This is a genomic window from Mycobacterium sp. DL (genome assembly GCF_039729195.1).
GTDB classification, from domain to species: Bacteria; Actinomycetota; Actinomycetes; order Mycobacteriales; family Mycobacteriaceae; genus Mycobacterium; species Mycobacterium hippocampi_A.
The window spans coordinates 1,704,658-1,727,329 of the sequence record NZ_CP155796.1; the positions used below are offsets into that span (position 1 = coordinate 1,704,658).

Annotated in this window: 23 protein-coding genes and 1 pseudogene; 12 read left to right on the forward strand and 12 right to left on the reverse strand. The window is 64.3% G+C overall.

Annotated features, from left to right (window positions below; translation table 11 throughout):
• The first annotated feature begins 73 nt into the window (after positions 1-73).
• From ABDC78_RS08275 to ABDC78_RS08285, 3 genes are all read left to right on the forward strand, one after another.
• Positions 74-547, forward strand: a complete 474-nt coding sequence (locus tag ABDC78_RS08275) for a hypothetical protein (protein WP_256736295.1) — start codon at positions 74-76, stop codon at positions 545-547.
• 426 nt (positions 548-973) lie between these two features.
• On the forward strand, positions 974-1,558 hold the full coding sequence (locus ABDC78_RS08280; RefSeq protein WP_256736294.1) for a helix-turn-helix domain-containing protein: 585 nt from the start codon (positions 974-976) through the stop codon (positions 1,556-1,558).
• Positions 1,452-1,844 (forward strand): hypothetical protein, encoded by a 393-nt coding sequence (locus tag ABDC78_RS08285; RefSeq protein ID WP_256736293.1) that lies wholly within the window; start codon positions 1,452-1,454, stop codon positions 1,842-1,844. The genes ABDC78_RS08280 and ABDC78_RS08285 overlap by 107 nt, the downstream gene beginning before the upstream one ends.
• Before the next feature lie 150 nt (positions 1,845-1,994).
• Here the strand turns inward: ABDC78_RS08285 and ABDC78_RS08290 are convergent.
• A pseudogene (locus ABDC78_RS08290) lies at positions 1,995-2,575 on the reverse strand (transposase); the annotation flags it as partial.
• Between the two features lie 241 nt (positions 2,576-2,816).
• On the opposite strand from ABDC78_RS08290, the gene ABDC78_RS08295 reads away from it, so the two are divergent.
• From ABDC78_RS08295 to ABDC78_RS08310, 4 genes are all read left to right on the forward strand, one after another.
• On the forward strand, positions 2,817-5,207 hold the full coding sequence (locus ABDC78_RS08295) for a heavy metal translocating P-type ATPase (protein WP_178360822.1): 2,391 nt from the start codon (positions 2,817-2,819) through the stop codon (positions 5,205-5,207).
• 210 nt (positions 5,208-5,417) lie between these two features.
• The gene (locus tag ABDC78_RS08300) at positions 5,418-5,645 is read left to right on the forward strand and encodes a hypothetical protein (RefSeq protein WP_178360821.1); all 228 of its coding nucleotides are present in this window, start codon (positions 5,418-5,420) and stop codon (positions 5,643-5,645) included.
• Positions 5,642-7,171, forward strand: coding sequence for a multicopper oxidase family protein (locus ABDC78_RS08305; protein ID WP_178360820.1), 1,530 nt, complete (start codon positions 5,642-5,644; stop codon positions 7,169-7,171). Before ABDC78_RS08300 ends, ABDC78_RS08305 begins: the two co-directional genes overlap by 4 nt.
• Positions 7,172-7,330: 159 nt before the next feature.
• On the forward strand, positions 7,331-7,549 hold the full coding sequence (locus ABDC78_RS08310; RefSeq protein ID WP_178360819.1) for an SHOCT domain-containing protein: 219 nt from the start codon (positions 7,331-7,333) through the stop codon (positions 7,547-7,549).
• Positions 7,550-7,664: 115 nt separating this feature from the next.
• Here the strand turns inward: ABDC78_RS08310 and ABDC78_RS08315 are convergent, their stop codons facing one another.
• From ABDC78_RS08315 to ABDC78_RS08345, 7 genes are all read right to left on the reverse strand, one after another.
• Entirely contained in the window at positions 7,665-10,016 is a 2,352-nt protein-coding gene (locus ABDC78_RS08315; RefSeq protein WP_178360818.1) for a heavy metal translocating P-type ATPase, read from the reverse strand.
• Between the two features lie 40 nt (positions 10,017-10,056).
• Complete coding sequence (locus ABDC78_RS08320) at positions 10,057-10,293, reverse strand: cation transporter (protein WP_178360817.1); 237 nt, start codon at positions 10,291-10,293, stop codon at positions 10,057-10,059.
• A gap of 158 nt (positions 10,294-10,451) precedes the next feature.
• On the reverse strand, positions 10,452-10,745 hold the full coding sequence (locus ABDC78_RS08325; protein WP_178360816.1) for a metal-sensitive transcriptional regulator: 294 nt from the start codon (positions 10,743-10,745) through the stop codon (positions 10,452-10,454).
• A gap of 225 nt (positions 10,746-10,970) precedes the next feature.
• Positions 10,971-11,480 (reverse strand): pyridoxamine 5'-phosphate oxidase family protein, encoded by a 510-nt coding sequence (locus tag ABDC78_RS08330; protein WP_347133381.1) that lies wholly within the window; start codon positions 11,478-11,480, stop codon positions 10,971-10,973.
• Positions 11,481-11,649: 169 nt separating this feature from the next.
• On the reverse strand, positions 11,650-12,057 hold the full coding sequence (locus ABDC78_RS08335; protein ID WP_178360815.1) for a hypothetical protein: 408 nt from the start codon (positions 12,055-12,057) through the stop codon (positions 11,650-11,652).
• A gap of 258 nt (positions 12,058-12,315) precedes the next feature.
• Positions 12,316-12,543 (reverse strand): DUF2933 domain-containing protein, encoded by a 228-nt coding sequence (locus ABDC78_RS08340; RefSeq protein ID WP_178360814.1) that lies wholly within the window; start codon positions 12,541-12,543, stop codon positions 12,316-12,318.
• A gap of 192 nt (positions 12,544-12,735) precedes the next feature.
• A complete protein-coding gene (locus tag ABDC78_RS08345; protein ID WP_178360813.1) occupies positions 12,736-13,704 on the reverse strand; it encodes a L,D-transpeptidase in 969 nt (322 codons plus the stop codon).
• Between the two features lie 224 nt (positions 13,705-13,928).
• Here ABDC78_RS08345 and ripC point away from each other — a divergent pair, with 224 nt between their 5' ends.
• Complete coding sequence (gene ripC, locus ABDC78_RS08350) at positions 13,929-15,032, forward strand: peptidoglycan hydrolase RipC (RefSeq protein WP_347133382.1); 1,104 nt, start codon at positions 13,929-13,931, stop codon at positions 15,030-15,032.
• Between the two features lie 370 nt (positions 15,033-15,402).
• Here ripC and ABDC78_RS08355 read toward each other — a convergent pair whose 3' ends face one another.
• On the reverse strand, positions 15,403-16,248 hold the full coding sequence (locus ABDC78_RS08355) for a F510_1955 family glycosylhydrolase (protein WP_178360812.1): 846 nt from the start codon (positions 16,246-16,248) through the stop codon (positions 15,403-15,405).
• A 248-nt stretch (positions 16,249-16,496) separates the two neighbouring features.
• Here ABDC78_RS08355 and ABDC78_RS08360 point away from each other — a divergent pair, with 248 nt between their 5' ends.
• Positions 16,497-17,180 carry a DUF305 domain-containing protein gene (locus tag ABDC78_RS08360; RefSeq protein WP_178360811.1) on the forward strand — a complete coding sequence of 228 codons (684 nt, stop codon included), beginning with the start codon at positions 16,497-16,499 and terminating at the stop codon, positions 17,178-17,180.
• Positions 17,181-17,199: 19 nt separating this feature from the next.
• Here the strand turns inward: ABDC78_RS08360 and ABDC78_RS08365 are convergent, their stop codons facing one another.
• Both ABDC78_RS08365 and ABDC78_RS08370 read right to left on the reverse strand, forming a co-directional pair.
• Positions 17,200-18,384 (reverse strand): ATP-binding protein, encoded by a 1,185-nt coding sequence (locus tag ABDC78_RS08365; RefSeq protein WP_178360810.1) that lies wholly within the window; start codon positions 18,382-18,384, stop codon positions 17,200-17,202.
• Positions 18,381-19,136, reverse strand: coding sequence for a response regulator transcription factor (locus ABDC78_RS08370; RefSeq protein ID WP_178360809.1), 756 nt, complete (start codon positions 19,134-19,136; stop codon positions 18,381-18,383). Before ABDC78_RS08370 ends, ABDC78_RS08365 begins: the two co-directional genes overlap by 4 nt.
• Before the next feature lie 128 nt (positions 19,137-19,264).
• On the opposite strand from ABDC78_RS08370, the gene ABDC78_RS08375 reads away from it, so the two are divergent.
• Positions 19,265-19,465, forward strand: a complete 201-nt coding sequence (locus ABDC78_RS08375) for a hypothetical protein (protein WP_178360808.1) — start codon at positions 19,265-19,267, stop codon at positions 19,463-19,465.
• Between the two features lie 41 nt (positions 19,466-19,506).
• Here the strand turns inward: ABDC78_RS08375 and ripA are convergent, their stop codons facing one another.
• A complete protein-coding gene (gene ripA, locus ABDC78_RS08380; protein ID WP_178360807.1) occupies positions 19,507-20,916 on the reverse strand; it encodes an NlpC/P60 family peptidoglycan endopeptidase RipA in 1,410 nt (469 codons plus the stop codon).
• Between the two features lie 385 nt (positions 20,917-21,301).
• On the opposite strand from ripA, the gene ABDC78_RS08385 reads away from it, so the two are divergent.
• Entirely contained in the window at positions 21,302-21,667 is a 366-nt protein-coding gene (locus ABDC78_RS08385; RefSeq protein ID WP_178360806.1) for a BlaI/MecI/CopY family transcriptional regulator, read from the forward strand.
• On the forward strand, positions 21,664-22,584 hold the full coding sequence (locus ABDC78_RS08390; protein WP_178360805.1) for a M56 family metallopeptidase: 921 nt from the start codon (positions 21,664-21,666) through the stop codon (positions 22,582-22,584). Before ABDC78_RS08385 ends, ABDC78_RS08390 begins: the two co-directional genes overlap by 4 nt.
• The last annotated feature ends 88 nt before the right edge of the window (positions 22,585-22,672 follow it).

Consider the following 22,672-nt stretch of genomic DNA (forward strand, 5'->3'; position numbering starts at 1 on the left):
GCAAAAATTGGTGGACAGCGAATGTGGCTGTGGTGGTGGCCTGTACCGCCCGGTCGCTTCTAATGTGCGGATCATGACAGCTGCAGGTACGTCAAAGGTGGAGGCCCGGCGGCGGGCGCGCGAAGCGACCAGGCGGGCCAACGAGGCCCGCGCCGCGCGGGAGAAGGCGAACATCGAGAACGCGGCGAACTACATCGTGGCCAAGGCCAGACTGGCCGACATCGACGCCTGGGAGACCGAGCGGTTGGCCGCGGTGAGCGAACAGGTGCGCGCCGACGCCAACAAGCGGCGTGCCGGCACTCGGGCCGAGGCCGGCGCGGCAATCAGGCTGCTGCAGAAAAGTGGTGAGACGCTGACGACGATTGCCGAGCTGACCGGCGACGGCATCGGCGAAGTCAGGGCTATGCTGCGGCACGCACCGAAGATCGAGGAGCGCGCGGCGAGAAACGGTTCGCATTCACTAGACGGCGATGGCAGCGCCGATCCAGCAGTGAGTCCCGGCGACGGGGCCGCCGGCGTTCCTGGTGCGGCGACGGCGCGGACGTAGCCGTCGTCGCCTCGTAGGCGTTACGGTTCGGCCAGTGGTGTCACCTCGAGTCGGGGTGGCCGCGCTGACTCTCGGTGTTCGGCTTTAGGGTTTGCCGACATGAGAAGGGCGGGACAGTTGATCGTTGATCGGCGTCGGCATGCGCGGAAAATCGCGCGCTTCGATTGTCACGTCGTCTGCGGGCCAACTGCTTCGGACTGCAACGTCTGGACCGGGCGATCGCCGCCGATGGCTCCGGTCTAGCCTCACGCGCGACGGCGGGGTTCCTGTGTGCGTCCGCATTGCTACGCGTTGGCGACGCGGCGGAAGCGGGGGTGTCGGGTTTGCATGAGTGCGACAACCCGACGTGCGTGACGATCGCGGCCGAGATACACGTTCAACAACACGCCGTTTCTGGCTCCCCGGGCGACAACATGGAGCGGATGGATGCGTCGCGGCGTGGCCGCCAACGGGCGCAAGCGGGGTCGGCCACGGAAGGTCGACGACGCTGCCGCCGCCAAGGCGCGCAGCTTGAGAGGCAAGGGCATCGCCTCCGCCGACATCGCCAAGATGATGGGCGTGTCTCGGGCCACGGTCTATCGCTACCCTGCGAAACTCACTCCGGCGACCATAACGTCGGGCACTCGAGTGGCCGGATGCAACTACGACCATCGCTCAAGTCGTGGTTGCGCCGTCACGGCATGTGCCAGCTCCCGCCAGCTTGCCAAGCAACTCTATGATGCGCAGCGGGTGGTGGATGTCAGGAATGAGCGGACGCCTGGGACGGGCATGATGTCCGAGGCCGGAGTGGATGCCGTGAAGGCAGAATCGACGCGGGAAGTCGAACCTGTCCTCGCGATAGACGGAGCGGGCGTACATGGGAGCTCGAAAGGGGAAACGTGCGCTGCTTCTGGCAGCCGCGGCGATGTGCGGTGCGCTGTTAGCTGCCATCGCCATAATTACGCGTGGTTTCGGGCTCATCGACTCGGGATCCGTAGACCCGCGCGAGCGTGCGGCCCAGCAGCGGTGTGAACGTGACGTCGTAGCGCGGCTGGTGGCGCCGTCGACAGCGAAACTCACCGACGTCACAGTGACGAGCGCGCAACTGGACACGGAAGTAATGGACTTGTTCTCGTTGTTAAGCGGCGGGCCCCTCAACGGCGTCGACCACTCCCGCATCAGCGTGCAGAGCGTAGAGGGCGTTGTCGTGGCGCCGAACGAAATGGGCGCCACGCTGCATGACCCTTTCACGTGCCGTGCGTATTTTGTCGACGGCGATCTGGTCGACACCCTCGTCGTGTTCGACCACGACCATTAACCTCGCTATGGACTGTCGCGGTGCGTACCCTAGACACTCTCGGTTCCGGTCGTTTGGACCCGACGCGCAAAGATAGCGAGTCAAGTCCAGGGACGTGGTGTACGACGTCGTCCCTGTGATGCTTGGAGTTGATGGTTCAGGCGGTCAGTGCACGTCGGTGCGACGCCGGATCTCCTTATTGAGCCGCTCCTGGGGATTGTTCGAGCAGATCTGGCGCCAGATCTGCTTGGGAAACGCGGTGAACGTCAGCAGATCCGCACGGCGGCTTCGAGGTGGTCGGCAACCGTGGGGAGCTTGTCAGCAGCGCGTCGATGATCCGACCGTATTGCGCGGCAACCGATTCCTTGTCGGGCTGATTGAACACCGAATGCAACAGGGTGCGTACCCACGGCCACGACGCCTTCGGGTGATCGCCATCGAATTGGTTGTGCAGTGGGTGCGGCAGTGCTGCCAGGCCGCGCCGGGCGGGGTGGCGCCGATCGCGGCCACCAAACCGGCGTCGGCGTCGGAGGTGACCAGTCGTACCCCGGAGATCCCGCGGCCGGTCAGCGAACCCAGAAGGTGAGCCAGCCCGCTCCGTCTTCGGCGGTGCTGACGTCGACGCCGAGGATCTTCCGGTAGCCCTCGGCGTTGACTCCGACCGCGATCAGGGCGTGCACGTTGACCACACGCCTGGCTTCACGGACTTTGAGCACCAGCGCGTCGGCAGCGACGACCGTGTAGGGGCCGGCTTTCGTCTAGACCACAACAAATTTCGCCGCCCACGAGGACGGCAACTTTGCCCGTGGCCGTCATCACCGCACTGCGGGCGTGATATGCGCAATCTTCATCGAATCTTTGTCGAACCAGCACTGCAGGCATATCGATCATTGGAAGGGTGGGCGGTTGAGGCGCCTAGCCTGACGGATGCGAGATCGAGAGTACGCCGCACCCTGCAGGGAGCCGCTCCGGCAACTCTGAACGAAAGACACCATGACTGAGTCGACGATTCTCGACGTGCACGGATTGAACTGGGCAAGTTCGACGGCGGTGGTGGAAGCCGCTCTGCTTAGGCGTCCGGGCGTGAAGTCGGTCGAAGCGAATGCGGTAAATCAAACGGCGACAGTCGTTTACGACCCGTCGTCCACTTCGGTCACTGAACTGGCCGGGTGGATACGTGATTGCGGCTTCCACTGCGCGGGACGGTCGGTGCCAGATCACGTCTGCGATCCGATGTCCGAGCCCCATACCGAACCAGCGGCCACCCTGCACAGGCGGCCAGCGTCGGCTCCCTCGCCGACTGCCGGGGAGGTGCATGCGCACGAGGCGGCGCCAGCACGAACCCCGCAAGAAACGATGGGTCACGGCGGCGGACATGCCGGCATGTCGATGGATCAAATGGTCCGCGATATGCGCAACCGATTTTTAGTAGCGCTGGCATTGTCGATCCCGATCATGCTGTGGTCGCCGATGGGCCGCGATATGTTCGGGTTCACCGTGCCAGCGCCGTTCGGGCTTCGCGATGACGTGTTCACACTGTTGCTGAGCCTGCCGGTGGTCTTCTACTCGGCGTGGATCTTCTTCGACGGTGCCTGGCGAGCGCTACGGGCCCGGACCCTGGACATGATGGTGCTTGTTGCCGTCGCAGTCGGCGCCGGGTGGCTTTACAGCCTCGGGGTGACGTTGACCGGCGGCGGTGAGGTGTTCTACGAGGCCGCTTCGGTGCTGACGGCGTTTGTTCTGTTGGGCCACTGGTTTGAGATGCGAGCTCGCGGGGGCGCGAACGATGCAATTCGCACCCTGCTCGAGCTGGCGCCCCCGACGGCAGTTGTGCTGCGCGACGGTGAGCCGGTGGAGATTCCCACCGCCGAGGTGGTGGTGGGTGACCTCCTACTCATCCGCCCAGGGGCCAAGATTCCCGTCGACGGCACGGTGGCCGAGGGGACGTCAGACGTCGACGAGTCGATGGTCACCGGGGAAAGCCTGCCGGTGGCAAAGGCGCCGGACGCGAAGGTGATTGGCGCCTCGATCAACACCACCGGCACGTTGCGGGTCGTGGCAACGAAGGTCGGCTCCGACACGGCGCTGGCACAGATCGTCGCGATGGTTCAGGAAGCGCAGAATTCCAAAGCTCCCGGGCAGCGCTTCGCTGACCGGGCAGCGTTCTGGTTGGTGCTGGTGGCGCTAATTGGCGGCACTGCCACCTTCCTGGTGTGGTGGGCGGTCGGTGCCGGTGTTCAGGCCGCGTTGTTGTTCGCGATCACCGTCGTGGTCATCACCTGTCCCGATGCGTTGGGGCTCGCAACTCCGACCGCCATCATGGTCGGCACCGGGTTGGGTGCCAAACGGGGAGTGTTGTTCAAGAATGCGACCGCGTTGGAGACGTCGGCACGCATCGACACCGTTGTCATGGACAAGACCGGCACGTTGACCAAAGGCGAGCCGGAAGTGACCGACGTCGTTGTTGACGGCATCGCAGAGGATCAACTGCTCGCGATGGTGGCAGCGGTCGAAATCGAGTCCGAGCACCCGCTGGCGGGTGCGATCGTGCGTTACGCGGCCGCGCGTGGCATCGCAGCGGCGTCACTGACTGGTTTCCGGAGCGTGCCTGGGCACGGTGCGGTCGCGACGGCTGCGGGGCGTCGCGTTGCGGTCGGTAATCGCAAGCTGATGGTCGAGGAGGACGTCGAGTTCGGTGCGTTGATGCAACGTCGCGACGAACTGGCCGCAAGCGGACGCACGGCGGTCTTGGTGGGCGTCGATGGACGGGGAGTCGGTGTCATCGCCCTGGCGGACGCCGTGCGCGAGACCTCCGCCGAAGCGGTGTCCGCGCTGCACGACCTCGGTGTCGAGGTGGTCATGCTCAGCGGCGACAACCAAGCCACCGCCGATCGGATCGCCGCGCAACTCGGAATCGACACGGTCATCGCCGAGGTGCTGCCCGGTGACAAGGCAGCCAAGATCGCTGAATTACAGCGACAGCGCAAAACAGTCGCCATGGTCGGTGACGGCGTCAACGACGCACCGGCGCTGGCCCAAGCTGATCTCGGCGTGGCGATTGGTGCAGGCACCGACGTCGCCATCGAAACCGCTGATCTGGTGTTGATGCGATCAGACCCGCTCGACGTCGCGATCGCGCTGCGGATCGGACGGGGCACGCTAAGAAAGATGCGGCAGAACCTTGCGTGGGCGGTCGGTTACAACGTGATCGCGTTGCCCATTGCGGCGGGGGTTTTCGTACCGTCGCTCGGCTTGGTGCTGCGCCCCGAGATTGCTGCTCTGTCGATGTCTGGCTCCAGCTTCATCGTGGCCGTCAATGCGTTGATGCTGAAGAGATTGAAACTCCCCGTACCGGTGTCAGCGGAGACGGTCGCCAAGTTGTGAGGCTCCGCGTCTCGCGTTCTTGTCCTGTCTGGGCGACCACCAACGCTCGATAGCCCGCAGAGGGGGTGGGCGCAGGATTGTCCATGCTTTCATCGTGTCGCCCGAGGGGGTTCAGGAGCCCGCGACCCGGGTCTTGAGCGAATCTTCATAGAACCACCGTCTATTCGCTACTCGACCGCGCGAGTGTGGAACGTGAAGGAGGCGACCCCGATGACGTGGTGGAACGAAGCCGGCACCTACTGGGGGTGGTCTAGTTGCCTGCTGGCCATCATCATGCTGCTCGCGTTCTGGGGAGCCGTGATCGCCGCGCTGGCGGCACTGGTCGGGTCGAAAAGACCGCAGCGCCGCCGGGACGTCGAAGCCCAATGCGACGCTCAGGTGCGCGGCCTCAGCGCCGCAGATTGCGCCTCAACGACGAAATCCAGGCGACGCCCATGAACGGTCAAAGCGTTGGCTCGACGACTTTGACGCGACGCACCTTCCTTGCGGCGACCCTCGCTGCCGGTACCGCTGCCATGGCCGCGTGCGGGAAGCCGATGAGCGCCAGCCCGGCTACGGATCCGATCGGCGCCGCAGAAGCCGCGCGGCCCCACACTGGGCGCACCGTCGCCGCAGTGTTGAGGCCTGGGCTGGCGGACATTGACCTGGGCGGACCCGTCGCCCGCACGCTTGCGTACAACAACAGCGTTCCCGGACCGTTGATCCGCGCCAACGTCGGCGACGAACTGGCGATCAGCGTCACCAACGGTCTGGCCCACCCGTCTTCGGTGCACTGGCACGGCCTCGCGCTGCGCAACGACATGGATGGCGCAGCGCCGGCGACCCCGAACATCGACCCGTCATCGACTTTTACCTACCGGTTCTCTGCGCCTCATCCCGGTACCTACTGGGCCCATCCGCACACCGGCCTCGACGCCGATTGCGGGCTTTATGTGCCGGTCATCATCGACGATCCGGACGAGCCGGGACGCTACGATGCCGAGTGGATCGTGGTGCTCGATGACTGGACCGACGGAATCAGCTCCAGTCCGCAGCAGCTCTATGAAGGGCTGCGGGGGGCCGGTGGTCACTCGGGCGGGATGCCAGGGATGCCGGGCATGAGCGGAACACCTGGAATGCCAGGAGTTCCAGGTGTCGGAGGTGTGGGAACGAGCGCACTTCTCGGAGGTGACGCGGGTGACGTCAGCTACCCCTACTACTTGGCGAACGGTCGTATTCCGGCGGCGCCAACCACCTTCACCGCACGCCCTGGACAGCGGATACGGATGAGAATCATCAACGCCGCATCCGATACAGCATTCCGGGTCGCGCTGGCCGGGCATCGGATGACCGTCACCCACACTGATGGCTTCCCTGTAACGCCAACCGATGTGGACGCGCTGCTGCTGGGCATGGGGGAGCGCTATGACGTGCTCATCACCGCCGGTGATGGCGTGTTCCCTTTGGTCGCCTCGGCCGAAGGAAAGAACGCGCTCGCGCGGGCACTACTGTCCACCGGTGTGGGTGCCGCACCCGATTCGGCATTCATGCCAGCCGAGCTGCAGCGCCGGGTAGGCACCGTCGACGTGTTCACTGCCGCGCCCGAGGCGGTCTTGGATGTCACCACGGCCGAGGCCGCGTTGTCGGCCCGGCTTTCCGGTTCCATGGCGTCCTACGCCTGGATGATCAATGGCAGACCGTTCGACGACACGGTTCCACTGACTGTCAGGCAGGGCCAGAAGGCGACGTTGACGTTCAGCAACACCACGATGATGTGGCACCCCATGCACCTGCATGGCCACACCTTTCAGGTGATCAAGCCGGACGGGACTCCGGGCCCGCGCAAGGACACCATCATCGTCCTGCCGATGCAAAAGCTTACTGTGGCGCTCATCGCCGACAACCCCGGCGTCTGGATGATGCACTGCCACAACACCTATCACCAGGAAGCCGGCATGATGACAACCTTGACCTACGCGCCCTAGTGCGTCGCCGCGCCATCCCATGGTCAACGGAAAGGCGGCGTGATTTCCACAGCGAGCCCAAAAGCCTTGGAAGCGCAGTGCTCTCGACTCACTGTCGGGACGATTCGCAGACCGCAAGACTGTGGCCAATCGGCCACGGGTGTGTTAGGAGGAGCGGTGATGATGTTTTGGTACGACCAGGACATGGGTTGGTGGGGATACGCGGGGATGGGCGTCGGGATGGTGTTGTTCTGGGCTTTGATCATCGTCGGCATCGTCGCCCTGATCAGATTCACCACGGGCAGCCCACAAGCGTCACGCGGTGACGGGCCCGCAGCCGAACAGCTGCTCTCAGCGAGATTTGCAGGTGGCGAGATCGACGAAACGCAGTACCGTTAACGGTTGGCGGTACTGGGTGAGGCTATTCGCCGCTAACCGACACCAGCACCAAACCCGCGGCGGAGAAGTCTGCACCGCGGGCATACCCGCAAAGCGTGAGGTGCCCAGCCTGAGGTCAGGGTGCGGTGTGGGCGCTGCGGTACTTGTCGCCGGCTGGCGGCACTATCGCACCGTGGACGTCTTCTGTCTGCCCGTGAGAGACGCTGCCTTCGAACCGGCGTAGGCGCAAGCTGTTGCTTACCACGAAGACCGAGCTGAATGCCATTGCGGCACCGGCGATGAGCGGATTGAGCAGGCCCAGTGCCGCCAAGGGAAGTGCGGCGACGTTGTAGGCGAAGGCCCAGAACAGGTTTCCCTTGATGGTTTTCAGCGTTGACCGGGCCAATCGAATGGCGTCTGCAGCCGCGCGCAAATCACCGCGTACCAGCGTCAGGTCAGATGCTTCGATGGCGACGTCGGAGCCGGTGCCCATCGCCAGGCCCAGATCGGCCTGTACCAGTGCGGCGGCATCGTTGACGCCGTCACCGACCATGGCGACGGTCTGCCCCTGCGCTTGCAAGGTCTTGATGGTGGCGACCTTGTCGGCGGGTAGGACCTCGGCGATGACGTCGTCGGGGTCGATGCCGACCTCTGCGGCGACGGCGAGTGCGGCGCGCCGATTATCGCCGGTCAGCAGAAAGGGACGTAGCCCAAGTCGGCGGAACTGGCCGATGGCGTCCGCGGAGGTGCCCTTCACCGTGTCGGCCACGACGATCACGCCGCGCACCGCCCCGTCCCAGGCCACCCATACCGGAGTGTGGCCCTGAGACTCAGCGTGGTCGGCGGCGGAGGTGAGGTCGTGGGGGGCTGTCAGCGACCAGTCGTCGGCTAGCCAGCTGACCCGTCCAACCAGGACCGCATGGCCGGCGACGACGCCGCTGACGCCGTAGCCGTTGTGGTTCGAGAAGTCTTCGACTGACGGCAAGGCGCCTGCGGCGGAGGCCGAAGCGGCGATCGCCTCCGCGATTGGGTGTTGAGATGCGCTCTCCAAGGCCCCCGCGAACTTGAGGACCTCATCGGAGTTCTGGCCTGCGCCGGGGTGCACCCCGATCAGGCTCATCCGGCCGGTGGTGACGGTGCCGGTTTTGTCGAGCACGATGGTGTCGACCCGGCGGGTGGACTCGAGCACCTGCGGCCCTTTGATCAGGATGCCCAGTTGGGCGCCGCGGCCGGTGCCCACCATAAGGGCTGTGGGGGTGGCCAACCCGAGCGCGCAGGGGCAGGCGATGATCAGCACGGCGACTGCTGCGGTGAACGCGACCGTCGCCGAATGTCCAGTGAGCAGCCAGACAGCCAGCGTGGCCACCGACAGCGCCAGAACGATGGGTACGAAGACCGCCGAGACCCGGTCGGCCAGGCGCTGTACCGATGCCTTGCCGTTCTGGGCTTCTTCCACCAGGCGCGCCATCTGCGCGAGCTGGGTGTCGGCCCCGATTCGGTTGGCGCGGACCAGTAATCGCCCACCGGCGTTGATGGTGGCACCGGTGACGCGGTCTCCCGGGCGGACCTCGACGGGCACCGACTCCCCGGTGAGCATCGACGCGTCGACCGCCGATGCGCCCTCGGTCACGACCCCGTCGGTGGCGATCTTCTCACCCGGGCGCACTACAAATACGTCTCCAACGCTGAGTTCGACTGTTGGGATGCGAATTTCGGTCCCGTCGCGAACGACGGCGACATCTTTGGCGCCCATGTCGAGCAGGGCTCGCAGGGCGGCGCCGGATCGTGTCTTGGCCCGCGCCTCGAAGTATCGGCCGGCCAGGATGAACACCGTGACTGCGGCGGCGACTTCCAGGTAGATGTGCTCAGTCGCGGATTCCGCGTCGGGCAGCAGACTGAAGGACATCCGCATCCCCGGCATGCCGGCGTGCCCGATGAACAACGCCCACAATGACCACAGGTATGCAGCGCTGACGCCCAGCGAGATCAAGGTGTCCATCGTGGCTGCGCGGTGGCGGGCGTTGGCCCAGGCTGCACGGTGAAACGGCAGCGCACCCCACACCACGACGGGAGACGCCAAGGTCAACGCAAGCCATTGCCAGTTGGTGAATTGCACTGCGGGGATCATCGACATCGCGATCACGGGCACCGTCAGAACCAGGGAGATCAGCAATCGGCTCCGCAAGGCGTCGGCCTCGCCCGCTACCGGGCCGGAATCCGCGGCTTGGGCGGCGTCGTTCAGCGCCGCGGGGGCGGTTGCGGTGTAGCCGGTCGCTTCCACCGCGGCGATCAACACCGCCGGATCAACGGAGTTCGGGTAGGCCACCTTGGCTTTTTCGGTCGCGTAGTTGACGCTGGCCTCGACCCCATCGATCTTGTTCAGTTTCTTTTCGATCCGGGCGGCACACGATGCGCAGGTCATCCCACCGATCGACAACTCGATGCTGTGGGGTTGATCGACACCGACGACCTGATTCGGCAGGCTCATGTTTGTTCCTTTGGGTAAGGGTTATCGCAAAGTCGAGGCGCTAGCGAGGTTGATCGGTGGATAGGCGGTAGTCGCCGGCCTCATCGAGTGCGGTGGTGACCTGCTCCGTGGTCAGTGGTGTGTCGCTGAAAACCGTCACGGTGGATATGCCTCCGGCAACCAGGTCGACATGAACGTCGGTGACACCGGCGAGGGCGCCGAATTCTGCGCTCACCGCGGCGACGCAGTGGCTGCAGGTCATGCCGGTGACGGCGTAGGAGTTGGTGGTCGTGCTCATGGCGTTCTCCTTGAGCGTTGCCGGTGGGTGTGTGTCGGAGGGTCTCGGTGCGCAGCAACTGCAGCCCGAGGAGGTGGATGGAATCAGGGGCAGGTTGGTGAGCTGTCGGGTCATGTTTGGCTACTTTCGCTTGCGGGATGGGTGGTTTCGGATTGTGCTCAGGAGCGGACGAGACGCGCGATTGCCGCCGAGGCCTCATCGATCTTCTGCTCGGCCATGTCGCCGCCCTGGTGGACTGCGTCGCGGACGCAATGGGACAGATGTTCATCGAGAAGCATCAACGCCACCGACTCCAGCGCTTTGGTCGCCGCAGAGATCTGGGTGAGCACATCGATGCAGTAGGCGTCCTCGTCGACCATGCGCGCAAGACCGCGGACCTGCCCCTCGATTCTGCGCAGTCGTTTGAGATGTGCGTCCTTCGAGTCTGCATACCCCGGTGTTGTCGTATCCATGACTCCTCCTCCGCAATACCCCCGGGGGGTACAGGCCTAATATACCCCCAAGGGGTATCTTGCTGTCAAGGGACCAAAGTCACGAGAAGTGCGTCGGATACCTCAGCTGCATAATCGGGTCGGCCCGATGTGGCGTCGACGGTGCGCAATTCGGAGCGTCGACTTGCTTCCGTGTGCGGCGCATTCAGCCTGGCGCAGGATCATCAAGCCGATCCGCCCCGTTGCTCATGGGTTCCCGCGTGGGCGGATCACTTGAGCCGCGCCTGATTCCATGTGGTTCCGGAGCTGCCAAATGTTGGAGTCGACCATGTAGGTGTTGATTACAGGATCCGGTGTGATCTTCAGGAAGCAGATTCGCGTTTCGCCGTTACCGTAAGACTCTTCGTAGGCCTTGAGGATTCGGCGGCCGATCCAGAACTTGCGGAAGGTATTCCGCCCTTCATCGTCACTCCAGTCCAGGATCGTCGCTTGCCCGCTTAGCTGGAGGGTTGCTGGTGGGAGGAACCACAGGAGCCGCCTCGTCAGCGGAACCACGAGCGAGACCCGCGAATTCTGCGCGACATTGCGCGCCTTCTTTAGGTGCCGGCGGGTCATGACGAAGATAGAGATGGCGCTACCCCGCTCGGATACGCCGTAGTTGACTCCCGCTGAGTAAGGTTTGCCCTCTTCGTCGGTCGTCGAAAGCACCGCAAACGTTTGCTTCCGTAGATGGTCGAGAACCAGCTCGAAAGTCACGGGGCGGTCGTTCATGATGACGTCGGGCGGCTCGGTGGCCGACGAAGCTCAGCGTGAATGTGCGCCGTCCGACACATGTGTTTCGGGAACCGTTGGAACGGGCCTACGGCGTGGACGCCGGGGTGCGTACACGGAGCAGGCACCTGCCAGGACCGCCCCCGAACACAGGTCAAGACACCACCGCCACCAAGGTAGCCGCGATCCATAATGCCGCCGCGGCGGAGAGGGGCCACCGAAATGTGGAGTGCAGCAAGAAGTTCACTACGGCCATGACCCCAATTGACGATGCGCCGGCGACCGCCAGCACCGCCACTGCCGACGACTCGGCGTTGGCAATGTCGGTGGCTGCCAGGTAGACGGTGAGTGTCCCGGTAGCCACTGCGTATCCGCCCAGGACGATGAACACCAGACGTAGCCACCCACGCAGGTTCGGTACGGCAGCGTCGATCTCGCCGGCGGTGTGGCGGAGATAGCGCAAGTCCTCGGGCAGTAGGGCGGGCCGGGCCAACAGAAAGAACCCCCCAATCCCGACCAGGATCGCGCCACCGACGCCGAACATCCATGCCGCGGCGATCATCAGGCTGACTTGCCGCGGGCGAGGACGAGTGATTCCACCACCAACGGCCCACCCAGCAGGTGAACCCAGGGGCGAGAGCGCCCAGATGCTGCGGGCGAGATGACTTCTCGATACCCTCCGCCGTTAACATTGCCGCCGCGGCGGGCTCGACCAGCGGCACTTTCGGCGCCGGCGGTGTGATTCATGCCCGCTCCTCCAGTAGCCATAAGCAGGCTTGCTCGGCCAAGCCCTGCTCCTCCTGATCGGTAATGCGGAGTCCTATGACCGTCCCGCAGCATCGCGATGCTCCGGCGTATCGGTCGAGTCATGGTTAGTGTCGTTACCGCCCCCGCCTCCCATTCCGCGCATCATAAACATCATCATCAGTGGGCACGCCAGCGCAAAGAGCAACAGCGCCAGCGTCGACAGCGGAACACCGATGGCGAGCGCAGCTACGGCAACGGCGGCCAAGGCTAAGGCGTACCAGGGTAGGTACTGAGTTTTCATCGCGAGTCCTTCCGTTCGGGCTGCCCTCAAGCTTGCGCTTCCGCGCTGGCGATGTCCATGGAACTACGTACTTGCTACGTAGAACAAAAGGCCCCGTTTGATTCGACCAAAGGCTCTATGGCGGGCCCAAACCCGCTCGGGCGGGTGGGAGCGGCTCGCTAGATGTTGCAACCACCTACGGGGGTGCCTTCGTCAGATCTGCCAGTCTTGGGCCCCGTCGTTCTGGTTGTAGGTGCCGACCGAGTTCTTGACGACCACGGGATCTCCACTGCCGAAGTTGTCATAGAACCATTGCGCGTTGGCCGGACTCAGATTTGGACACCCATGGCTGACGTTGCGCTTGCCTTGATCACTGACCGACCAGGGTGCGCTGTGAACGAATATGCCGCTGTTGTCGATACGAACTGCGTCCTGCACCTTCAGCTTGTAGCCTTCCGCCGAATCGATGGGGACACCGTACGTTGAGGAGTCCATGACGATATCTGCGAACTTCTCCAACACGTAATAGGTACCGTTGGGGGTTTCGTAACCCTCCTTGCCGAGAGAGACGGGAAAGGTCTTCTCCAGCTTGCCGTTACGCATGATCTCCATCTGGTGGGTGCTGTCATCGATGGTTGCGACGAGCGCATCGCCGGTCCGGAAGCTCGACTTGGTCCCGCCGGCATCAATGTTCACCGTTGCGTTGGCAGGCCAGAAGTCGATGGGTCGCCACCGAAGCTGGGTGTCACCCATCCAGTAGAACTTGCCGGGTACCGGCGGGTTGGAGGAGATGTGAACCGCTTGCTCCGCCATGGCGCGGTCGGCGATCGGCCGTCGGAAGTTGATGATGATCGGCTTGGCCACCCCAACCATCGAGCCATTGATGGGATTGAACGTCGGGGGCGCGAACACCGGTTGACCCACGTAGGGTGCAGCGTTCTGCCCAGGCGGTGTGGGCCCGGAGGACGGCGCGGGCTGTGCAGGATCGCCTAGCGGAACCTGGATCGGGCCGGGGGGGAGGGCGAACGGTTCTGGCGGCGGCTCTGGCATCGACATCGGATCGATCGGCGCTGGCGGTCCGGGGATCGGCTCCGCCGTGGCGGGGCCCATGCTCAGCAGTGCGCCGGCAAGGCCAGTCGCGGCCAGCATCGCTCCCAGTTTGCGCAGTTGCCGCCGATCCATAACCGTCTCCTGACCTAAATCCTTCCGCCGCGCAACCTGAGAATCACGACGAGTACGTTCAATCTACTATCTACGTACGTAGGCCGTAGATCGATCGATTCGGCGTACCTGCGGCGCGACAATCGCTCCGTGTGGACAACGGCCGCGTGCGTCCGTAACCTAACCGTTATCTACGTACCGAGACCGTACTTGGTTCCTGCGCAACGATAAGGAGATCCGACGTCGTGGTCCCTGAGCCGATCCGGCGGATCTTCCGTTCACTGGTACGGTCGCTTGTCGGCGCCGTCGCTGTTGCGACCTTGCTGTGTGTCGCGGTCGTCAGCGACGTCAACGCCGACCCGGCATCGGACGCGCTGGCCCGCATGAGCGAACTGTCCCGCCAGGCGGAGCAGACGACCGAGGCGATGCACACCGCACAGATCGACTTGGACGCCAAACTCGCCTTGCTGGCGGATGCGGAAAAAAAGAACGCCATCGACAGGTCGGCCGTTGAGGTGGCCAATGCCGAACTGGTGAAGTACCAGGCAGCGGTAGACAAGGTGGCGGTGGCCGCATACATGGGGGGCACCACTGACGAGCTCACGGCGGCTCTCATTGCGTCCTCACCCCAGGACTTGATCGACCAATTGTCGATCCAGAAAACGATGTCAACGCAAATGGCCGCAGACATGGCGGCCTTCAAGTCGGCTAGCCAACGGGCTGCCCAAGCCGCGGAGAGATCCGCAGATTCCGCCGCCCAGGCTCGCCTAGCCGCTGATCAGGCAACGAAGGTCCGCGCTGAGTTGCAAGCCAAGCGAAGCGATTTGCGCGTCCAGATAACGGCAGTCCAGGCCCAGTTCGCGGTGTTAACACCGGATCAGCGCGCGATACTCGCTGACCCCGGGCCGCCACCACCCGTTCCTGGCGCGCCGAATCCCGACGACCCCGCGATCGTCGCGATGCCCGATCTGCCGGCGGCGGGTGAGGCGCCGTATCCATCCAGCGGCGAGGGCGCCACGGTGGTGCAGGCAGCGTTGACGCGGGTGGGGGCGCCGTACTCGTGGGGCGCGACGGGCCCGAATGCCTTCGACTGCTCGGGACTCATCAAATGGGCGTTTCTGCAGAATGGCAAGTCCTTGCCGCGTTCAAGCCAGGCGTTGGCAGAAGGGGGCCAACCGGTCGCCGTCACTGACCTGCAGCCCGGCGACATCGTGACGTTTTATGCCGATGTCTCTCATGCGGGTATCTACATTGGTGATGGGATGATGGTTCACGCGTCGACGTTTGGAACGCCAGTGAAGGTCGCGCCGATCTCCTCCGCACCGATTCATAACGTGCGGCGGTACTAGGTGGCGCTGCGTGAACTGCGGAAAACCTGGCGGTGAGGGCCGTCCACCCGCGGATCTCGTCGATAGTGTGAGCGAGGGGCAGGGTCGAGTCGGGGATCTAGTCAGCGAAGCTTGCGGGTAGTCGCGAAGATCGGCAGTAATGGGCCGTCGGGGATAGCTGTCGATGTCGCAGATGCCCAGGCCGCGTACCGGTCTGTGGGCTCATCACCATGCCGTGCCCATACCGACCGGCACACTGGTGGGCGGACTACTGCGCTGGTAGGCGATGGTGGCGCGCCGTCAGTGGTCCCATGGTTATCATCCGGCATTGCGGATGTTTCAGCGGGACAAGGCGTTTTCACGGTGCCGTCTGTTCCTCGGTACCGGCCGCCTATTCGACAGCGGTCAGCACATCGACGGTGGCGCCGTCGTCGGTGGATATATAGATCGCGGTATCGGTGGCGATGTAGAGCTGACCGTCGCCAGCGGCGAGAAGGGCCTGAGGTCTGTCATCCAGGGTGTGTCGCGGCTGCCAAGTTCGACCATTGTCCATGCTCGTGTAGAGGCGTCCTTCGAGGTCGGCTCCGAGCAGGGGACCGCGCTCGGGCCAGCTGACGAGTACCAGTGCCGGTGCGCCGCTGGCTGCGCTGAACGTCATCGCCCCGTCGGTGCTTCGGAGGAGTCCTTGGCGTGTGGTCGCGAGGATCTCATCGGCATCCACTGGTGATACTGCGAGGTCAGAGGCAGGGATTTCGGCTCGCCGCTGCCAGGACTTCTCATCGAGGCTGACCATCACAGTGCCCGACTGGCTGTCGTGACCGTAGACCCGTCCGTGGCGGTACTCGAGCGCATGGAAATCGGCGCTGCCGTGCAGTGACAGGGATTCCCAGGATTGGCCGGCGTCGCTGCTCTTGATAAGGCCCAGATGTGGGGGTTGTTGACGGTCGGCCGGATCGGGGTGGCCGCTGGCCAAGAATTCGTCGGGGCCGGTGACGGTGAAGCCCATGAAGTCCTGGACGAGATCGCCGACTCGCTGTGGCGCCTGATCGGGATCTACCGTGTAGAGGCCGTAATGAGTTGCCACATAGAGAGTTTCATCGGACGGATTGATGCCCAGACCGTGGATGTGCACCATGCCCGGCACAATCGCGGGCGGAGCGCTGTCGGGGGCGTTCGACGAACACGCCGCGGCCAGGGCTCCGATCAGAATTGCGGCGATGAATCTACGGAGCTGCACACTGGCGCCTTCCGGTCTCGGACAATCTACGTAGTGCAATAGTAGATGGGCGGCACAGGGCAACGGCGCGACGCTGGTGTCGCCAGCGTGGCGCGGCGCGTACCGACGGGTCCGTGAGGCGTCTTCATCAAATCTTCATCGGAACACGAACCGCCCCATACGCGGATTCGTGAGGCTGGACCGAGGCGGCGAGAACGCTCGCCGCGTGGACGCGTGGTGTCACGAGGATGTATGAGAAAGGATGTGCGATGCAGCACAAGCGATACGGAATTGGTCTTGCGGCGTTAGCGGCGTCGGCCCTGTTCATCAGTGCCTGTTCGAATGCGTCGGACTCTCAGTCATCGACCAGCAGCACCTCGGCGGCAGCATCGGCGTCGCCGAGTGCTGCCAGCAGCGACGCTACCCACAACGACGCAGATGTGAAGTTCGCTCAAGGCATGATTCCTCATCACCAGCAGGCGATCGAGATGAGCGACATGCTTCTCGGCAAGCAAGGCATCGATCCCGAGGTCATCTCACTAGCGAACGAAATCAAGAACGCACAAGGCCCTGAGATAGAGAAGATGCAGGGCTGGCTCCAGGAGTGGGGAGCGTCGTCCTCGCCTGCACCTGCGCCGACCAGCACCGCAATGCCTGGTCACAACATGCCCGGCCACCAGATGCCCAGCGGTGACATGGGCGACATGCCTGGCATGGGCGGCGGCCACGGCATGATGTCGGAAGCCGACATGGCTGCGCTGCAGAACGCGCAGGGCGCGGAGGCGAGCCGACTTTTCTTGACGCAGATGATTGCCCATCACAAGGGTGCAATCATGATGGCGCAGGAGGAGATTGAGATTGGCCAGTTCCCGGCGGCGGTGGAGATGGCGCGAGCCATTGTGTCCTCTCAGCAAGCGGAGATCGACACGATGCAGGGAATGCTGGACAAGTAACAGGTCGGAGGCGCGATGGTTAGGTCCGCGTTGAGGCAGCCGTAAGAGGGAACTCGTCGGCGCGTATCGGAGCGGTGGGTAAGTCGATGGTGAATGTTGCGCCGGCACCGGGTCCTGAACTCGCTACGGAAATGGTTCCGCTGTGGGCCTCGACCAGTGCTTTGGCGATGGCGAGCCCTAAACCGGCGCCGCCGTGCTCGCGATCGCGGGCGCTGTCGGCCCGATAGAATCGCTCGAACACCCGGGTGAGGTGCTCCGGGGCGATCCCTTCACCGGTGTCGGCGACGGTGATCCTCAACCGGTCGCCGTCGCGGATACAGCTGACTTCCACCGAGCCGCCGGAAGGTGTGTGCCGCAGCGCATTTTGTAGCAGATTGCCCAGGACTTGGGAGAGTCGTTGCTCGTCGGCCCATAGCGGCGGCAGCGCCTTCTGGAGGCGTAACCGTAGTGCAACACCTTTGATGTCGTAGCGTTCCTGCGTGGCGACGACGCATTGGCGCGTCAAGCGGTCGACGTCAATGGTGGTGTAGGACATGGACACTGAGCTTTCCTCGGCTTTGGCGAGGGCGGCGACATCATCGGAGAACCGCACCAGCCGCCGGGTTTGGTCGCGCAGCATCGCCGCCGTCTGCGGCGTCAAAGTGCGCACCCCGTCCTCGAGTGCCTCGATATAGGCCTCCAGCACCGCGACCGGTGTGCGGATCTCATGCGCCAAGTCTCCGAATAGTCGCTGCCGTGTCGAGTCGACGGCTTGGAGCCGGGAAGCCATCTGATTGAAGGCGGTGGAGAGCGCATCGAAGTCGTCGCCGAGGCCCGGCGGTGACACCCGTATCTCGTAGTTCCCTTGGGCGACATCGGTGGCAGCGGAGGCAACCTCGGTGATGGACCGTTGGAGCCGCCGACTGACGTAGAAGCTGACGGCAAGCGCGGCAAGCGCCGACACTGCCAGGGCGCCTCCGATGGACATCACTGTCGCGTAGCCGTAGGCCTCTTCGGCATGCACTTCCTCTGGTGAGTCCATCGGCACCCCTGCGAGGTGCAGATGCTCACGGAACAGGGGAGGGCCGACGACGGCGGCCACCACCGCGGTGGTCGCGGCCCCAGCGATCAACACAATGGCTTGGGCTGCCAGCAGCCGCATGCCGATACCGGGGCGACCCCGCCGTCGACGTCGACGAGCTGTGGCAGCCGGCACGGGAGTCACTGTCCTGATCCCATTCGGTATCCGACACCTCGCACCGTGGCGATGTAGCGCGGAGAGGCTGCGTCGTCGCCCAGTTTGCGCCGCAGATGGCCGATGTGGACGTCGACGAGATGCTCGTTGCCGACCCAGGGTCCGTCGCGCACGATTTCAAGTAGTTGACGGCGGCTCAGCACATTGCCTGGCCGGCCAGAGAGAGCTTCGAGAATGTCGAACTCCGTGCGGGTCAACAGAATCTTTTCGCCGTCGATGCGTACCTCACGGGCGGCGACGTCAATGCTCAACGCGCCGAAGCGACGCGGTGGGGCCGCGGCGATTTCGGCGGGTGCGGTAGCTGATTGCAAGACGCGGGGCCGACGCAACATGGCCCGAATGCGGGCCACCAGCTCGCGCGGACTGAAAGGTTTGGTGATGTAGTCGTCGGCGCCGACAGTGAGACCCAGGACTGTGTCGATCTCGGTATCGCGAGCGGTGAGCATGACGACGTAGGCGTCGGAGAACGTGCGCAACTGCCTGCAGACTTCCAATCCATCGATGCCGGGCAGACCGATGTCCAGGATGACGACATCGGGATCGAGGTCGCGCGCGACGGCAATCGCGTCGACACCGTTACCGGCCACGACCACCTCGAACTGCTCGCGTTCCAGGTAGCTGGCCACCACTTCAGCCAGGGGCAGCTCGTCGTCGACGACCAGCGCGCGGTATCCCTTCGCCTGCTCAGGCGGTGTACCCGGGTGGTTATCCATATCCCACATGGTGCCCGTTGATGCGGCCGCGGCGGCGCGCGACTGCCGGAGCGGCGCGATCTTCAGCAGATCTTTACGAGACTCATACCGATTGCGTCCTGCGGCCGGGAGACGCTCAGTACGAAGGAGGGCCTGACATGCGCTTGCTGATGGACGTCTGCCCGAACAGTCTCGGGTGGCAAACGTGGCTGATCTTGTGCGCCGTCATCGTCGTGCTGTGGGCCGCCGCCATCGCGGGCGCGACGGCCCTGTTTCACGCTTCTGGGCGGCCGTGCCGCAGCGGGCGGCGGGAGGCACTGCAGGAGCCTATGCGCAGCGGCCACACCGGAGCGGACTGACTGGTCTGCGATGCGGCCGAGGTAGCGCTCGCCGCGAGGTGTCAGTATTCGATCAAGCGCGTGACGTAGGGCGTCATGCCGGAGCTGCGTACGGGGGAGATTTTGACCACTGACCCGGTGTAGGGGGCTTCGAGCATCATGCCGTCGCCGAGGTACATGGCTTCGTGCTGGCTGGCGTTGGGGCCGTAGAAGATGAGATCACCGCGCTGCATCTGCGATGACGGAACTTTGCGGCCGGCGTTGTACTGAGAGCCGGAATAGTGGTCGAGTTTGATGCCCACGCCGGCGAAGGCGTAGAGCATGAGGCCGGAACAGTCGAAGCCGACGGTGTTGGCTCCCTGATCGATTCCCCGAGCGGGCCCGTTGGCGTTGCCACCGCCCCACGAGTAAGGAACACCGAGTTGCGACATGGCTCGTCGGATCACGAATTCAGAGGCCTGGCGACCGTACAGGCGGGGGATGCGTCCGTTGGTGATGCCGGGATCTGCGGCGGCGGTCGCCGGGGAGAGGATGCCCAGTTTGACGAGGAAGTTTCGGCCCATGTCGGCGGTGAGTTGCAGCGAGGTCGCCATGATTTTGAGGACGGCGTTGATGATGGCTATCGGGTCGCCGGCCACATTGGCGCTGGGCACCATCGGCAGTGTGGTGTCCCACTGGCCGGCGCCCGAGCTGTCTGCCGGTGCCGTGCTGGAGCGGTCCCATTGGCCGCTCGGCGGCACTGCGGCGCCGGGTTGCGCGGCCGTGGGCTGGTGCGTGGTAGCTGTAACCGGTCGGGCAGCAGTGAGTCGGGTTTGTGCGGAGTCGCGTTCGGTGGCCAACCGGGTCAGGTCGGACTGTTGATCGGCGAATGCGCGTTGCGCGCCAACGAGTTCGGTGACTGCGGAGTCCTGGCGACGTTGCGCCTCGGCCGCTGCTGCGTCGGCGTCCAGGCGGGCCTGCTTGGCGGCCGAGAGTCGGTTGGCGCGTTCAGTCTGGCTTCGGCGGAGATCGTCTTTGACCCTGCCGAAGGCAAGGAGATAGGTCTGCTGCGTCGAGGCTGCCGAGAGGATGTCTTCAGGGCTGCTTGCCAGCGGCAGCGCGCGAGAGGGACCGTTCATGTAGGTCGAGGCGGCGAAATCGTCGAACCGCTGCTGCGTGGCGTCGATGGCGGTCTGGCTGTCGGCCAGCGCTTTCTCGCTGTCGCCGAGTGTGCGGTGCGCCTCGGCGACCGCCTCGCGGGCGGTGGCAAGCTCAACCAGGGCCCGATTGACGCTCTCCTGCTTGTGTTGGATGTCCGCGCCGATATCGGCGACCTGCTGGTTGGCTTCGGCAACGGCAGCGACAAGTCCTGCGACCGTTTCGCTCTCACCGTCAGGTTCGCTTCCGTGACCGGCCGTTGCGATGCCCGAGGTGTGAAGCACCAGCACCGCAAAAATCACCCCGATGGTGAGAAGTGAAGTGAGGCGCCGCATCAATTCTCCTGTGGGGTGGCTGCCGGTGACCGCGAGTCGGTCGGGGGCAGTGCGCCGAGGTGTCATGTGCAACGGCCTATGAGCGCTGTAACTACGTAGTCGCTTAGTACGTAGTTGGAACGTACATCACTGCAGCATCAGGAGAAACGCCTGTCACAGTCTCAACTCGGTAACACCTGACCGGACGGCAGCATGTGCTCGTGGGCCCGAGGGGCCGCTGCCTTGGACCGGATTTCATGGGCGCGCGCCTTCGCGAATCAACATCGGTGGCGCAGCCGCGGTGAGGTCCCCTGCATTTGGGCTGTTGGCGGCTACATTGGGAGGCTGCAGGGTGCCGCGCTGTGCGCACCGGCCACCTCGTCAGAGCGAGCAGGAGTTGCGGCGGATGGAACAGCGAGGATTCGGCGATCTCGAAGCGGTGATCATGGACTGGGTGTGGGATCACCAGGAGCCGATCACCGTGCGTGACGTATTCGAGGACTTGTCCCAGCAGCGACCCATCGCGTACACCACCGTGTTGTCGACCATGGACAACCTGTATCGCAAGCGGTGGCTCACACGGCAGCGCAACGGCAAAGCCTATGTGTACCGGGCGGCGATGAGTCGTGAGGAGCGGTCAGCGCGTCTGATGAAAGCTGCATTCGACTCCGGCGGCGACACCAATACTGTGCTGGCTTTTTTTGTCGAGCAGATGAGTACAGAGCAGTCGGCGCAGCTGAAGGCGGCGTTGCGAAAGGGTCGGCGATCATGACGACTGCGTTGTGGCTGGTCCTCTACGGCGCGGTGTTGGCCTGGCTTGCTCCGCCGGTACTGCGGCGCCTTACTGGTGGTGGGGTGAGCCCGTCCATGGGTGTGGCCGCGTGGTTGGCCACGGTGGCCGCCGTGCTTGTGGCGTGGCTGGCGGCAGTGGTGCTGGTGGTCGACGCGACGTCGAGCAGCGTCCTTAATGGCTCGGTTGTGACCCTCTGTCTGGAATTGTTCGGGTTCTCTGATCACACGCCGCTGGCGGGACGCCTCGGGTCTATCGCTCTCATCGGCGGGGGGTTACTGACCTCGGCGGTGGTGGCGCTGCGACTGGGACGCTGCTTGGCCAGACTGCGCACGCGAAGTCATGAGCACGCACACGCCGCGCGGATCGTTGGTCGGCCTACTGACCATCCCCACGTCGTTGTCGTCGAGGCGGACCTTCCCGCCGCCTACTGTGTCATCGGCCGCCCCCACGCCATCGTCGTCACCTCGGCGGCCGTGAAATCGTTGGACCGAGCGCAATTGAAAGCGGTTCTGGCGCATGAGCATGCGCACCTATCGGGGCATCATCACCACATTCTGATGGTGTTGCGTGCCCTCGCAGCCACCTTGCCCCACCTTCCCCTGTTCGCGGGCGCGCATCAGGCTGTGGCGGAACTACTAGAGATGTGCGCTGACGACACCGCTGCTCGTCGCGTCGGCACTCGTCCTTTACTCACCGGGTTGCTTGCACTCGCCGGTCACCGACCTCCTGTCGCCGAAGGTTTGGCCGCGGCGGCAACGGCGGTCATCACCCGAGCCGAGCGGCTGGTCACCCCGACGCGTCGGCACGTGCGGTGGCGTCACCGCGCTCTCCTTTCTGTCGCCATCGCCACCATGCTCGCCACTCCGGCATTCATCCAGGTGCTCTGCCACCACTAGGCGCTACCCAGCTTCCGGGCCGTCGCCGCCGAGGCGCATTCCACAGGACGAGGGACGTTTCGGTGTCGGCTGTTGGCCTATCCAGCAA